13 protein-coding genes are annotated in these 13,026 nt (G+C 68.2%); 4 read left to right on the top strand and 9 right to left on the bottom strand.

Annotation, left to right across the window (positions count from 1 at the left end):
* On the bottom strand, window positions 1-720 hold a 720-nt coding region (locus VD972_RS28420; RefSeq protein WP_414654146.1), incomplete at its 3' end, for a sigma-54 factor interaction domain-containing protein.
* A gap of 366 nt (window positions 721-1,086) precedes the next feature.
* Between VD972_RS28420 and VD972_RS28415 the strand changes: the two genes are divergently transcribed.
* The gene (locus VD972_RS28415) at window positions 1,087-1,536 is read left to right on the top strand and encodes a DUF2267 domain-containing protein (RefSeq protein WP_324991890.1); all 450 of its coding nucleotides are present in this window, start codon (window positions 1,087-1,089) and stop codon (window positions 1,534-1,536) included.
* A gap of 34 nt (window positions 1,537-1,570) precedes the next feature.
* Window positions 1,571-3,232 (top strand): FAD-binding oxidoreductase, encoded by a 1,662-nt coding sequence (locus tag VD972_RS28410; protein WP_324991889.1) that lies wholly within the window; start codon window positions 1,571-1,573, stop codon window positions 3,230-3,232.
* Between the two features lie 2 nt (window positions 3,233-3,234).
* On the opposite strand, the gene VD972_RS28405 is transcribed toward VD972_RS28410, so the two are convergent.
* Window positions 3,235-4,044, bottom strand: a complete 810-nt coding sequence (locus tag VD972_RS28405; RefSeq protein ID WP_324991888.1) for an SDR family NAD(P)-dependent oxidoreductase — start codon at window positions 4,042-4,044, stop codon at window positions 3,235-3,237.
* Window positions 4,045-4,151: 107 nt separating this feature from the next.
* On the opposite strand from VD972_RS28405, the gene VD972_RS28400 reads away from it, so the two are divergent.
* Window positions 4,152-4,760 (top strand): TetR/AcrR family transcriptional regulator, encoded by a 609-nt coding sequence (locus tag VD972_RS28400; protein ID WP_324991887.1) that lies wholly within the window; start codon window positions 4,152-4,154, stop codon window positions 4,758-4,760.
* 39 nt (window positions 4,761-4,799) lie between these two features.
* Here VD972_RS28400 and VD972_RS28395 read toward each other — a convergent pair whose 3' ends face one another.
* The 4 genes from VD972_RS28395 to VD972_RS28380 form a co-directional block, all read right to left on the bottom strand.
* On the bottom strand, window positions 4,800-6,035 hold the full coding sequence (locus VD972_RS28395; protein ID WP_324991886.1) for an amidohydrolase family protein: 1,236 nt from the start codon (window positions 6,033-6,035) through the stop codon (window positions 4,800-4,802).
* 132 nt (window positions 6,036-6,167) lie between these two features.
* Window positions 6,168-7,538, bottom strand: coding sequence for an FAD-binding oxidoreductase (locus tag VD972_RS28390; protein WP_324991885.1), 1,371 nt, complete (start codon window positions 7,536-7,538; stop codon window positions 6,168-6,170).
* A 29-nt stretch (window positions 7,539-7,567) separates the two neighbouring features.
* A complete protein-coding gene (locus tag VD972_RS28385) occupies window positions 7,568-8,116 on the bottom strand; it encodes a hypothetical protein (protein WP_324991884.1) in 549 nt (182 codons plus the stop codon).
* Window positions 8,117-8,150: 34 nt separating this feature from the next.
* Entirely contained in the window at window positions 8,151-9,227 is a 1,077-nt protein-coding gene (locus VD972_RS28380; RefSeq protein WP_324991883.1) for an MBL fold metallo-hydrolase, read from the bottom strand.
* Between the two features lie 157 nt (window positions 9,228-9,384).
* On the opposite strand from VD972_RS28380, the gene VD972_RS28375 reads away from it, so the two are divergent.
* Entirely contained in the window at window positions 9,385-10,593 is a 1,209-nt protein-coding gene (locus VD972_RS28375) for a hypothetical protein (RefSeq protein ID WP_324991882.1), read from the top strand.
* A 30-nt stretch (window positions 10,594-10,623) separates the two neighbouring features.
* Here the strand turns inward: VD972_RS28375 and VD972_RS28370 are convergent, their stop codons facing one another.
* From VD972_RS28370 to VD972_RS28360, 3 genes are all read right to left on the bottom strand, one after another.
* Window positions 10,624-11,778 carry a carboxylate-amine ligase gene (locus VD972_RS28370; RefSeq protein ID WP_324991881.1) on the bottom strand — a complete coding sequence of 385 codons (1,155 nt, stop codon included), beginning with the start codon at window positions 11,776-11,778 and terminating at the stop codon, window positions 10,624-10,626.
* Between the two features lie 2 nt (window positions 11,779-11,780).
* Window positions 11,781-12,785 (bottom strand): hypothetical protein, encoded by a 1,005-nt coding sequence (locus tag VD972_RS28365; RefSeq protein WP_324991880.1) that lies wholly within the window; start codon window positions 12,783-12,785, stop codon window positions 11,781-11,783.
* Window positions 12,782-13,026, bottom strand: a 245-nt coding sequence (locus tag VD972_RS28360; RefSeq protein WP_324991879.1) for a hypothetical protein, incomplete at its 5' end; no start/stop codon positions are given. The genes VD972_RS28365 and VD972_RS28360, both read right to left, overlap by 4 nt.

Genomic DNA, 13,026 nt, shown 5'->3' with positions numbered 1-13,026 from the left:
CTCCCCCGTCTCCAGCACGCGCAGCAGCAGCACCTGCACCTCGGGCGGGGCCTCGCCTACCTCGTCCAGGAACAGCGTTCCTCCGTTGGCGGCCAGGAAGAAGCCCCTTTGGTCTCGCACCGAGCCGGTGAAGGCGCCCTTGCGCGCGCCGAACAGCTCCGCGGCGGCCAGCTCCTTGGGGATGGCCCCGAGGTTCACGCTCACGAAGGCCTGTGCCCGCCGTGGGCTGCGGTGGTGGATGGCCTGGGCGATCAGTTCCTTGCCCGAGCCCGTCTCGCCCCGGATGAGCACCGACACGTTCAGATCCGCCACCTGCGCGATCTGCCGGCGCACCCTCTGCAGGCCCGCGCTCGTGCCCACCATGCCCAGCGCATCTGGCACCTCCAGGGTCGAGGCCTCGGCCAGATGCAGCAGCAGCACCACGCGCTCGGCCAGCTCCAGCGGGATGCCTGCCGCCAGCTCCTCGGGCCCGAACTCGCGAGTCCCCCTCAGCGGCTCGTCCGCGACGATCACGGAGCTCCCCTCGCCCGGCTCCAACTGGATCCGTCCCTCCGGGCCTGGGACGAAGAGAGTGGGCTTTCGGCTGAGGAAGGGATCAACCAGCGGAGCTCCTAGGCCGCCCCCTGGGGGCACGAAGTTGGGCGCCATGCGCGAGAGACGAACGACCTTGCCAGCGGCCAGCGACTCCATCACCCACCGATCCCCCGCGCGGTGCGCCATGGGGTGGGACACGATGGTGAGCGCGGGAACAAGTGGAGAGCCCCGCGCGCCATCCCTCTGACGCGACCTGTTGACCGTGGAGATGTCTGCGATGCCTTGACCTCGGATGGCGCTTCCTCCCGGTTATCCCGGGAACGGACAGTACTACGCGAGGCCACGCCCTGGCTGGGTGACCTGTGGCAGGCCCCGTTCGATCCCGTTGAGAGCGGCGGCTCGCCGCTTCACAATAAAAGAGGTATGGCAGGCCGTGCGCCCGAAGCCTCCCTGAGCTCCTCAGCGCTCCTGGCGACCCCTCGTGCTCCTGCCTGCTGCTCCTCGGCGGAAGAACCCCCAGGGTGAAGGAAGCGCCAGCGAGGAGAAGCCACCATGCAAGACCAGGAGACACTGTCATGGTCCGGGTTGGGAGTCGGCACGGATCGGCAGTCCTTCTTGAAGAAGGTCGCCGAGCAGCTCCCCGACTATGAGCCCGAGAAGGCCGTCGAGGCCGTGTTCTGTGCGCTGACCGAGCGCCTGCCAGGTGGCATCGTTCAGCAGCTCGTCGAGCAGCTCTCACCCGATGTGCGCGAACTGGTGGGGCGCTGTCAGAAGCAGCGCACCGCGGCACCCGAGAAGCTGGACAGGGATGACTTCTACCTGCACGTGGCCAACCACCTGAACGCCGAGCCGGAGAACGTGCGGCTTGTGCTCCACGGCGTCTTCGCGGCGCTCCAGACGCAGATCACCGAGGCCGAGTTCGAGAAGGTGTCCAGCCAGCTTCCCGACTACGTGAAGGGCACCTGGCGGGAGTCTCGCCGAGGCGTGGATCGGCCGTACTGAAGCCACTGGCAAGCGGTAGGCTTGGGGCATTCCCATGATCTCGGATGCCTCCCCGCAGCTCCTGAGCTTCGCCCACCGGAAGTCGGAGCTCCGGGAGGTGGCTCGTCACGACATCGACGAGCTCCGCACCGCCGCGGCCGGCCTGGGCCTGGTCGACGTCCACGGGCGGACCACCCCGGCGCTCCAGGAGGCCCTCTACGAGCTCGAGCGGCTGCTCCGGCCTCGCTTCGACAGGGGGGCCGCCGCCGCCTTCCAGAGCTGGGTGGCAAGCGTCGGCGCCAGGATGCGGGGCCCGATCGCCATGCCCGAGGAGGACGTGTCGTACTGGCAGCTCCTCCCCAACCCGCTGGCCGCCTTTCGCTCCACGCCGGAGCTCCCTGCGGAGGTCGACCTGCTCATCATCGGGGCGGGCCTCACCGGAGCCTCGGCGGCCTATCACGCGATCGAGCTCACCCGGTCAGGCCAGCGCGTCGCCGTCCTCGACATGGAGGACCCAGCCAGCCAGGCCAGCGGCCGGAATGGCGGCAACTTCGAGCTGATCCCCGAGAACTTCCTGGGGCCTTACGAGGGCCTCGTCCGGGAGCGGTACAAGTTCCTGCATGCCGTGTATCCGGAGATCGACGAGGAGACCCTCCGCGAGCAGGCGGATCGGCAGGCGAGGCTTGTCATTGGCTTCGGTCTGCGCAACAGCGTGCGCTTCAACCAGATTGTCACCGAGGAGCACATCGACTGTGACTACTCCCCCCACGGCTGGCTCCGCGTCGCGGAGACCTCCGAGGAGGAGGCGGCGCTCAAGGAGGAGGTCGCGCTCGTCAGGGAGGTCACGCGCGTTGGTGGGAAAGAGCAGCTCGTCTACTGGAGCAAGGAGAAGATCTTCGAGGAGCTCGGGCTGCGGGCGTACTTCGGAGGCCGGTGCGCGCCAAACAGCGGGAACTACCACCCACGCAAGTTCGTCTGCGGGGTGCTGCAGAGGGCGATCGAGCGGGGCGTCGGGCTCTACACCCGGGTGCGCGTCGACAGCATCGTGACGGGCGCGGGCCCGGAGCCCATTGTCTGCACTGCCGAGGGGGACATCCGCGCCCGGCGGGTGATCGTCGCGACGAACGCGTTCACCTCGCACCTGTTCCCCGAGCTCGAGCAGATCGCGTGCTACCAGAGCCAGATCATGAACCTGGAGCACGTCGAGGACCGCATGAAGGGGATGACGGTCACTGAGAAGAAGGGGGACCTCTATTACAACTTCCCGCAGGCCACGCGGTATGTGGACGCCCAGAACGTGCGGCGCGGCATGCTCCACGTGGGCGGAGGCCTGGATCGGCCCGCGCCCGCACCGGAGGATCTGCAGCGCTCGATGGCTGTGCTTGGGCTGGTGAAGGCAGGGATCGATCGACGCTTTCCGGAGACGCGCGGGCAACCCCCCTCACGGGTCTGGACGGGGCCCATGGCCTTCACGCCCGACCGGATGCCAGCGCTGGGCTTCTTCCGCCGACGCGGGGCCGATCCCCGGAGCATCGTCGTGGCGGCGGGCTTCAACGGCTACGGAGGGAGCTACTGCGTTGAGGCCGGGCACACGGCCATTGAGCTGATCAAGACCGGCCGAGTGCTCCCGGATGTGCCGGAGGACGTCTTCTCTCCGCATCGGCTGCTGGAACAAGCCCCGCTGTTTCCCGAGCGGAAGAGCCAGCCTTCGCGGTGAGCTCAGGAGAGCAGGCGAGCGGTGGTGTCCCGTACCGCGCGCCGCGTGGCCTCGTCCTCGGCGACGGCGGGCCACGGCTGCTCCGTCTCCTCCATGAGCCAGCGAGCCTCGCCGGGGGGCGACCAACGCTCGCGCGCGAGGGTCCGTGCGAGGCGTGCCGCGCAGACCTCGGGGGCTTCCCAGCTGCGCTTGACGCGTGACAGGAGCCAGCCCAGCAGCCCCGAGCGCGCCCCGAGGTCCGTGCGCACCACGCCTGGGTGGAGGACCACGACATCGATCGCCGGGTAGGCGGCCGCGATGTCGCGCATGGCCAGGGCAAAGCAGAGCTTGGTGTTGCAGTAGGTGCGGATGCTGGAGAAGTCCTTGCCGGTAGGAGTCCGCGCGGCGTCGAAGCGCGCCTTCACGATCAAGCCGGCGCTCACCACCATAATCCGGCGCAGGTGCTCGGCGTCGAGGAGCGCCCGTTGCATGACGAGGGGCGCCAGGTGGTTGATGACGAAGGCGGTCTCGAGACCTTCAGGTGTGAGCACCCGCTTCGCGGGCCACAGCCCGGCGTTGTGGATGAGCGTGGCGCCAGGGGTGACAGCATCGACCAGACGCTTCCCAAGCTCCCGGGCTCCGTCCAGCGACGAGAGATCCCCCGGCACCGCAACGGCGTGACCGCCCTTCTGTTCGATGCCCGTGACCAGGGCGTCGAGGGATGTGCGGTCGCGTGCGACGAGGACGAGGCGATCTCCTCGCCGCTCGGCGAGGGCCAGGGCCAAGGCGTGGCCGATGCCACGGGAGGCGCCAGTGAGGATCAGGTCAGCCATGGTTACAGCCTGACAGGCCGGTCTCGAAAGTGGAAGTTTATTCCATTTGGTGTCGTGCCGCGCGGGCGGTCGACCCCGAACGGCGCACCGCATAGGGTAGGGCGAGCATGGAGCCTGCTCGACGTGACGGCATGAAGCGGCGCGACGCGCTCTTGGACGCAGCGCTGCGGTGCTTCGTGAGGGGCGGGGTACTCGGCACCGGCATCGAGGAGATCCGGCGGGAGGCTGGGGCGAGCCCGTCGAGCGTCTACCACCAGTTCAAGGGGCTTCCGGACCTCACCCTGGCCCTGCTGACGCGCACCTTCGAGCGCCTCTTCGCGCACCTCGCGGAGAGGGTGACGCCGACCCCCACCGCGGAGAAAGCCGTGGTGGCGCTCGTTGACGGCCATCTCGAGTGGATTCTCGGCCATCAGGAAGAGGGGCGCTTCATGTACCAGGCAACGGCCCTCGAGTTCGGAGCCGACGCGAGGGACGCGCTGCAGGCGAGGAAGGCGGAGCTGCTGACTCCCGTGGTCGTTCACATGGGCCGCTTCATCGCCGAGGGAACCTTGCCGCCCTGGCCGCCCCTGATGTTCGACGTGGTGCTGTTAGGTCCCAGCCACGAGGCGTGTCGCCGCTTCCTCTCGGGGGCCCCGCTCGATCCGGAGTGGATGCACGCCACCTTGCCGCATCTTGCCTGGCAGAGCGTCAAGCCACGGCGTCAACGTCGGAAGTAGAGGAGCCGAAAGGCCAAGGCGCTGCGGTAACGCCCTGGCTCACACGCCGCGCAAGAGCCCCTCGGGCAGCATGAAGGCCGAAGGAGGGAAGCGGTACGTCTTTCCGTCCTGCTGGACGGTGAGGGTGCGCTTGAGCACGAAGTCGAAGAGGATCGGGTTGTGGCGATCCAGCTCGTTGAGAGCGCGCCGCGCGTCCGCATTGATGTAGCCCAGATCCTCCAGCTTGCCGGTGCGGATGAGGGCGTTGATGGCCGGGAGCGGGTAGTCGCTGCCGTGGATCAGGCGGGAGTGGAAGTCCTCGCGTGTCAGCATCTCGCGCAGGGGCACACCGCAGCGGTTGGCCTGGGTCATGGCGGAGAAGTCCGCGTGCAGCAGACCCTTGGCGCGCTCCTCGCCCACCATCCGCATGAAGAGCTGGAAGTTGTCCACATGGTCGCCGCCGGGCTTGTCCAGATCCTCGCTGGTGCCGAGGCTGGCCGCGTGCGCCACCACCACCTTCACGCCCGCATCCAGAGGGCGCCGCAGGTGCAGGGGATTGCCCAAGGCCTGCGCATCCTCGGCCTCCACCGCCTGCTCCTCGCCGGCATGTGTGAGCAGCGGCATCTTCAGCTCGACGAGCTTCCGGTAGAAGGCATCACAGCGGGAGGAGCCCGGGTGGATGCCCATGGCGTTGGGCAGCCACTTCACGGCGCGAGCTCCGAGCGCGGCCACACGCTCGAGCTCGTCCACCGCATCCGGACGGTAGGGGTGGATGGAGGCACCGGCCAGCACGTGCTCAGGGTTGTCCTGGGCGAGCTTCAGCACGTAGTCATTGGGGGTGTGGAACTCGCTCAGCTCGGGGCGGGGCTTGCCCGCCTCGTCGTGCACGTAGTCGAAGGCTAGCACCAGCGCGCGACCCCTCATGGGCGCCGTCTTGATCAGGGACAGGAGCCGCTCGCGGTACTGGCGATCGGGATGCTCACTGTCCTCCACCCCTGCGGCGCGGCGATAGATGGCGAACTTGAAGTAGGTGATGGGGTGGCGGAGGAGCTGCTCCGTGCGCGGGTTGACGTAGCAGCCGGTGCCGTCGGTGCCGAGCCCGACCAGGTGCACATGGCAGTCCACCATCCGCGCCGGGTCCACCCCTTCCCACGCCTTGTCCACCAGCGCCTGGGCCTCGGCGCTGAGAGGGCTGTCCGGAGCGGCACTGCGCGCCAGCCGCGAGAACCCCCAGCGGGACGACAGAGTACCCGCGCCGAGAAGGCCCAGGGAGAAGAGGAGGTTTCGCCGGTTCACGAGGAGCGAGTCTACACCTCGGACCTTCGCCCATGAGGCCCCGGGTGCAGAAACAGCCATGGCTCTGGGCGCTTGCCCTGCTGCTGGGCTTAGGTCCTGCCATCCGAGCATCAGGGCGTCGGGCTCCGGGAGTCAGAGCAGCTTGCCGGGATTGAGGATGCCCAGCGGATCGAGCGAGGCCTTGATGGTGGCATGGAGCCGCGTCGTCTCGGGGCCGAGCTGCCGGGCCAGGTAGGGGCGCTTGAGAGCACCGACGCCGTGCTCCCCGGTGATGGTTCCGCCCAGCTCACCCACCACGCGGAGGATGTCGTCGAACGCCGCCTGGGCCCGCTCCACGGCGGCCGGGTCGTTCCGGTCGAAGACGAGCGTGGGGTGCATGTTCCCATCGCCCGCGTGCCCGAAGGTGCCGATGAGCACGCCGCGCTGCTCGGCGATGCGCTCGACCGCAGAGAGCAGATCCGCGATGCGCGAGAGCGGCACGCCCACATCGTCCAGCAGCGTGGTCCCCTGTCTCTCCAGCGCGGGGTAGGCGAGCCTGCGTGCCCCGAGCAGCAGCTCTCCCTCGGCCTCGTCGGCGGAGTGCGCGAGGAAGGTCGCTCCGGCCGCCTCGCAGGCGGCTGCCATTCGCGTGCACTCTGCGACGCCCTGATCTCCCCCGGCATCGGAGCGCGCCAGCAGGAGCGCGGCAGCGTCGACATCCAGTCCCATGGGCCTGTGGGCCTCGACGGCACGGACGGTCGCGCGGTCCATCAGCTCCAGGAGCGAGGGACGGGTGTCAGCCATGATGTCGGTGACCGCCACGCCGGCCGCGACGAGCGTCGGGAACGAGGCCACCAGCGTGGTGGCGCGGGGTGGGCGTGGGCGGAGCCGCAGCGTGGCCTCGGTGATGATGCCCAGCGTGCCCTCGGAGCCGACGAACAGGCGGGTGAGATCGTAGCCGGCCACGTTCTTGACCGTGCGGCCGCCAGTGCGGACGACGGAGCCATCCGCGAGGACGGCCTCCAGGCCCAGCGCCGCATCCCCCGTCACGCCGTACTTCACGCAGCACAGGCCACCGGCATTGGTCGCGAGGTTGCCGCCGATCGTCGAGAACTCCGCGCTCGCGGGATCCGGCGCGTACCAGAGCCCCTGCTCCGCGGCCGCGGCCTTGAGCGCGGCGTTGATCACCCCAGGCTGGACGACGGCGAAGAGGCCTCGCCGATCGACCTCGAGGATCCGGTTCATCCGCATGAGCGAGAGCAGGATGCAGCCATCCACGGCATTGGCACCGCCTGCCAGCCCCGAGCCCGCGCCCCGGGCGACCACGGGGACGCGATGGGCGGAGGCGATCCGGAGCACGGCCTGGACCTCGCGCGTCGAGCCCGGGCGGACGAGCACGCGCGCGGTGCCTGCCGCTGCCCACGAGGCCTGATCCCGGCGATGAGCATCGAGCACATCGGGGTCGGTGACGAGTCCCTCGGGCGGTAGCACGTCCGCGAGCTCAGCCAACAGGTTCGCGCTCATGGGCGCAGAAGGTACCATGCAGCACTGAGCTACTTCGTGGGCTTCACGGAGAGACACATCTCCTTGAGCTCCTCCAGCCGCGAGCTCGGCCCGGTGCAGTGCGCCTTCACCTGCACCTCCTTGCCGTTGCGGATCACGGTCACGGCATAGGTGTCGTACTCCGGGCCGATGATCACCAGATAGCCGTTCGGCAGCTCGCGCTGCTCGCTGAGGGTGGCCTGCATCCCTCGGGGCCGCGCTGCGAGCACGGCCTCAACGGCCTTGTCCAGGTTGGTGACGGGGGTGAGCTCGTCCAGTACATCCACGGTGACGGTGGCCTTGACCAGGGCGCCGTCCGGCAGCAGGCGAGCGCTGTAGGTCGTCGTCCAATCGTCCCGCTTCTCCGTGGTCGTGCCTGGCACCTTGAGGGTGAAGCCCTTGGGATCGGATCGCTCCTCCAGCTGAGGGCGCTTCCCCGCGCTGGACTTGCTGGAGGAGGAGCGGGTGCTCCCCGTGGGTTTCTTCTCCTTGGCGATCGCTGCGGTTGCGACCAGCACGGTGAGGAGCGGGCAGAACACAATGGCTCGGACGGACGTCATACGGTCCTCCTGGTGCAGGATGGGTTCACCGGCTTTAGCATCCCTTCGCCAACTGCAGCGCCGGATTCGTCGCGACCACCTCGCGCCACCACGGCGTCGGCTGCTCCACGTTCACGGGCTCGAGGGCGGCACCCAGGCGCGGGGTGAACAGCCGCACCCGCTGCTCCGAGGCCAGCTGCAGGAGCGTCTCGGCTGGCTCGGCCCACGGGTGGAGCGCCAGGTCGAACGTGCCCCAGTGGATGGGCATCAGCGTCCCACCGCCGAGCATCGCGTGCGCCTTGAGCGCGTTCTCCGGTCCCAGGTGGATGTTGCCCCAGCTCGAGTGGAATGCGCCCACCTCGAGCATCACCAGATCGAAGGGGCCCTGCCGCTGGCGGATCTCCTCGAACTCCGTCGTCAGGCCGGTGTCACCGCTGAAGAAGACGCGGCGCCTGTCGGTCCTCAGCACCCAGGAGGACCAGAGTGTGTGGTTCCGATCCCCGAGCCCTCGTCCGGAGAAGTGCTGCGCGGGCGTCGCGGTGAAGCCCACGGGCCCCACGGTGGCCTGCTCCCACCAGTCGAGTTCGGTGATCAGCTCCGGTGCCACGCCGAACGCCTCGAGCCGGGCGCCAACACCCAGCGAGGTGACGAAGGGCACGCGCAGCTTCGCGAGCGCCTGGATGGTGGAGCGGCAGAGGTGATCGTAGTGGTCATGCGACACCAGCACCGCGTCGAGCTTCGGCAGCTCCTCGATGCGCACCGGCGCGGCGTGGAACCGCTTGGGCCCGGCGAACCTCAGCGGGGAGGCCCGCTCGCCCCAGACAGGATCGGTCAAGATGCGCGCGCCATCCAGCTCCAGGAGCAGCGTGCTGTGGCCGAGCCACGTCACGCGGAAGCCACTCTCTGCCCGGCGCGTCCACGTCTCCAGCGGGCTCTCCAGCGGCAGCACCCCTGGCGGCGTCCGCTGTGCGCCCCCGAAGAAGAACTCTCCGAGCACCGGGAGTGGGTTGCCCTGAAGGCCTGGCTCGACAGGCGCCGTGTTCCGGAAGCGGCCGTCCGCGAACTGCCGGGAGGCGCGCGACCGCTCGAGTCTGAGCCCTGCAAGACGTCCATGACGGCTGGAGAAAGACATGCCTCATCTCTAACCGCCTCGGAGCAAGCATGAAAGTCCCTGATGTGTCTCCCCGTGTGGGAAATTCCCCCTCAATCGACAGGCTGCTGGAGGGGCGGGCAGACGGTCCCTCCAGAGGCTGATGGCGCTACCTGACACGTGCTAGTCTGCGCCCCCAATGCACGCAGACTTCAGACGCGTCTACAACCAGCGCTTCTCGCCTGACTTCTACGAGAAATATCGCAACCGACTACAGGCCACGGTGGGCCCGGTCCCGTACCGCCTGGCGGAGTCGCCGCTGTTCATGGCCCCAGCCACTCGCGATCGAATCTTCCGCTACACGCGGGAGATCATCGCGCAGCTGGCGGAGCCGGAGCGCCTCGCCCTCGCACGCCGGGCCGTGCCGGCCGAGTACGACGTCCCCCGGCAGGACGACGCCCCGGATGTGATGACCATCGACTTCGCCATCGTCCGCGGCCCGGACGGCGAGCTGGATGGGCGGGTGGTCGAGCTGCAGGCGTTCCCATCCCTGTTCGCCTTCACCATCATCCAGGCGCGGATCTTCAATGAGATGATGGCGCTGCCGGGGGCCTCCAACGGCTTCCACTGCTTCGCCCCCGGGTACGACTACGACAGCGCTCAAGCGTTCCTCCGCCGCGCGCTGCTGGGCGGCCACACCCCGGAGGAGGTGGTGCTGCTGGAGATCGAGCCGCTGAAGCAGAAGACGCTGCCGGACTTCGTGGCGACCCAGGCGCTGACCGGCATCGAGGCCGTCTGCGTGACGGAGGTCCTGCGCGAGGGCCGCCAGCTCTTCCGCATGAAGGACGGCCGCAAGCTCCCCATCCGCCGCATCTTCAACCGGGTCGTCTTCGACGAGCTCCAGCGGAAGAACCCGCCCATGGCGTTCAAGTTCACGGACGACCTGGATGTGAGCTGGTGCCCGCACCCCAACTGGTACTGGATGTGGTCCAAGTTCTCCCTGCCGCTGCTCGACCACCCGGCCGTCCCCAAGGCCACGACGGTGGCGCAGCTCAAGGAGGTGCCGGCGGACCTCGAGAACTACGTGCTCAAGCCGCTGTTCTCGTACGCGGGGGCCGGCGTGAAGGTGGATCCGACGGCCGCTGATCTGGCTGGCCTCCCCGCCGAGCAGCGCGATGGGTGGATCCTCCAGCGGAAGATCGAATATGCGCGCGAGCTGTGGACGCCGGACGGCATCGGTGTGGCCGCGGAGATCCGCGTGCTGTGCCTGCGTGACCAGGGCCAGCGCCTGCCCCAGCCGCTCCTGAACCTCGTCCGGCTGTCCCGCGGGAAGATGCTCGGCGTGGACTTCAACAAGGGGCTGGACTGGGTCGGCTCCACCGTCGCGCTCTGGCCGAAGGCGGAGTAGGGCCGCCCCCGGCCAGGCCCCCTCGCCGCGCTACCCGGCCCGGCTGACGGGCGCGGCCGGGGTTCCCACGCCTCGCATCGTCTCTTCCACTAGCCAGCGCACCACCGCACGTGGGTCGTTGTTGTTGGCCTTGAAGACCTCGAGCTGCTTCTCCGCGGAGGTGCCTTCCTTCAGGATGCGGCGCACGGCCGTGACCTGGTCCGTGGTCCCCAGCGTGTCCGAGGCCTCGGAGACGAAGGAGATCATCTCCTCCAGCAGCTCCGAGTACGGCCGCTCCTGCTGCTGGCCGAAGTCGATGAGCTTGCCGCGGATGCCGTAGCGGCTGGCCCGCCACTTGTTCTCCTCGATGAGCGGGGACATGTAGTGCCGCCACGACATGTTGCGGCGCAGCATCAGGTAGAGCTGCGCCACCAGCGCCTGGATCAGCGCGACGATCCCCAGCTCCTGCTCGAGGCTCGTCGGCATGTCGCAGATGCGGATCTCCACCGTGTCGAAGACGTGGTGGACGCGCACGTCCCACCAGATCTTCTTCCCGTTGTCGATGCAGTTGGTCCGGATGAGCAGATCCACGTACTCCATGAACTGCGAGTAGCTCTCGAACGTGGGCGGGATGCCGGTGCGCGGGAAGCGCTTGAAGATCAGCGTCCGCGTCGACTGCTGGCCGGTGGCGCGCCCCAGCCAGAAGGGCGAGGAGGTGGACAGCGCCAGCAGGTGCGGCAGGAAGTACCGGAGCTGGTTGGCCAGCGCGATGGCCGTCTGCTTCTCTTTGATGCCGACGTGGACATGGAGCCCGAAGATCAGGTTGCCGCGCGCGACGTCCTGCAGGTCCTGGACGATGACCTCGTAGCGGGGGTTCGGGGTGATCTCCTGGCTCTTCCAGTCGCTGAACGGGTGCGTCCCCGCGGCGACGATGTTCATGTTGCCCTTGCGCGCCAGCCGGTCCAGCTCGAGCCGCATCTCGGTCAGCTCCGAGCGCACCTCCTGGACGTTGTGGCAGATGCCGGTGCCCACCTCGACGACGGACTGGTGCATCTCTGCGCGGACGCGCTCGCGGAGCACGGCCTTGCCGTCATCCAGCAGCTTGGAGATGTAGGAGCGCAGCTCATGGGTCTGCGAGTCGACGATCTGGAACTCTTCCTCGACTCCCAGCGTGAACTGCCCCTCCAGCAGACTCGATGTCTTCATGTTCAAGACCTCGCATTCGCGACGGCGGGAACCGCGGCGGCCCGCGGCGTGGCGGGGGTGGAAGCCGCCGGATGAGACGTCTTCTTCTCCAGGTACCGCTGCCACGCATGGGTGGTGTCGTTCTGGCGGCCCTCGCGCGCCGCGGTGATGCACAGCTCCGTCATCTTCTCCAGACACCACTCGTAGTTGTCCGGGAGGATGTGGTGCGGATACATGTCTGGCGCAGGGTTGGTGAAGTCGATCGCGTAGGGGACGCCGTCCTTGATCGCGAACTCCACCGAGTTCATGTCGTAGCCCAGCGCGCGGTTGAGCTCGAGCGCGCTGTCGAGGATGCGGGCCTCCAGGGCGGCGGGCAGGAAGTTCTTCTCCGGCAGGTAGCTGCGCGTCTTCACGCTGTAGCGGATCATCCGCACGTGCTCCCGGCCGATGCAGATGCAGCGCACGTAGTCGTCGAACTCGATGAACTGCTGCATCGTGAGGACCAGCTGCTCCGAGTCGTTGTAGACGCGCATGAGCTGCTCCATGTCGTCCACCCGGTTCACGTTGCGCCAGCCGCCGCCGTCCGCCGGCTTGAGGATGGCGGGGAAGCCGACGTAGCTGGCGATCGCCTCCCAGTCGAGCGGGTAGACCAGGTTCTTCAGCGACCGCTGCGGGTCGATGGCCGGGATGTACTGGCGCTGCGGGAGCATCATCGTCCGGGGGACGGTGACGCCGATGCGCGTGGCCAGCGAGAAGCCGAAGAACTTGTCATCCGCCGAGAACCAGAACGGATCGTTGATGACGTAGGTGCCGGCCAGCATCGCCGCCTTGAGGTGGAACCGGTAGAACGGCACCTCATGGCTGATGCGGTCGACGAGCACGTCGTACCGCTTGGTGAAGGTCTCCGGGGTGGCGTCGATCTTCGCCAGCTCCGCCTCGAAGCCCGGCACTGCGTTGATCCTCTGGATGAGGGCCATTGGGAAATGGTCCCACTCCATCCCCGCCAGAATTCCAATCTTCTTGTTCACGAGTTGCTCCCCACCGCTGCAGCCGCTGCCGCTGGCCGGCCAAACGCATCCAGCCCCAGCGCCGCGTCGTAAGTTGGCATGTCCACCTGCGCCCAGTCGTTCTCCTGCGCCATCGCGTTGAAGGAGCGCGCCAGCCACCCGGGCAGCAGCAGCGCATAGGTGCGCGCCAGCCGGGCGGGATCGTCGATCGTCTTGCTCATCCGCCGATAGATGAGCTCGCCGTAGGTCTCGATGACGGCCT

Origin of the sequence: Hyalangium sp. (assembly GCF_035629615.1) — a bacterium.
GTDB lineage: Bacteria > Myxococcota > Myxococcia > Myxococcales > Myxococcaceae > Hyalangium.
The sequence above is the reverse complement of the archived record's forward strand: the minus strand, read 5'-3'. Positions and strand labels throughout refer to the sequence as shown.

What these genes read in the sequence shown, in the direction of transcription:
- VD972_RS28415 (WP_324991890.1), top strand. Translation starts at nt 1,087, where the DNA reads ATGCAAGACCAGGAGACACTGTCATGGTCCGGGTTGGGAGTCGGCACG.
- VD972_RS28410 (WP_324991889.1), top strand. Translation starts at nt 1,571, where the DNA reads ATGATCTCGGATGCCTCCCCGCAGCTCCTGAGCTTCGCCCACCGGAAG.
- VD972_RS28405 (WP_324991888.1), bottom strand. Translation starts at nt 4,044, where the DNA reads ATGGCTGACCTGATCCTCACTGGCGCCTCCCGTGGCATCGGCCACGCC.
- VD972_RS28400 (WP_324991887.1), top strand. Translation starts at nt 4,152, where the DNA reads ATGGAGCCTGCTCGACGTGACGGCATGAAGCGGCGCGACGCGCTCTTG.
- VD972_RS28390 (WP_324991885.1), bottom strand. Translation starts at nt 7,538, where the DNA reads ATGAGCGCGAACCTGTTGGCTGAGCTCGCGGACGTGCTACCGCCCGAG.
- VD972_RS28385 (WP_324991884.1), bottom strand. Translation starts at nt 8,116, where the DNA reads ATGACGTCCGTCCGAGCCATTGTGTTCTGCCCGCTCCTCACCGTGCTG.
- VD972_RS28380 (WP_324991883.1), bottom strand. Translation starts at nt 9,227, where the DNA reads ATGTCTTTCTCCAGCCGTCATGGACGTCTTGCAGGGCTCAGACTCGAG.
- VD972_RS28375 (WP_324991882.1), top strand. Translation starts at nt 9,385, where the DNA reads ATGCACGCAGACTTCAGACGCGTCTACAACCAGCGCTTCTCGCCTGAC.
- VD972_RS28370 (WP_324991881.1), bottom strand. Translation starts at nt 11,778, where the DNA reads ATGAAGACATCGAGTCTGCTGGAGGGGCAGTTCACGCTGGGAGTCGAG.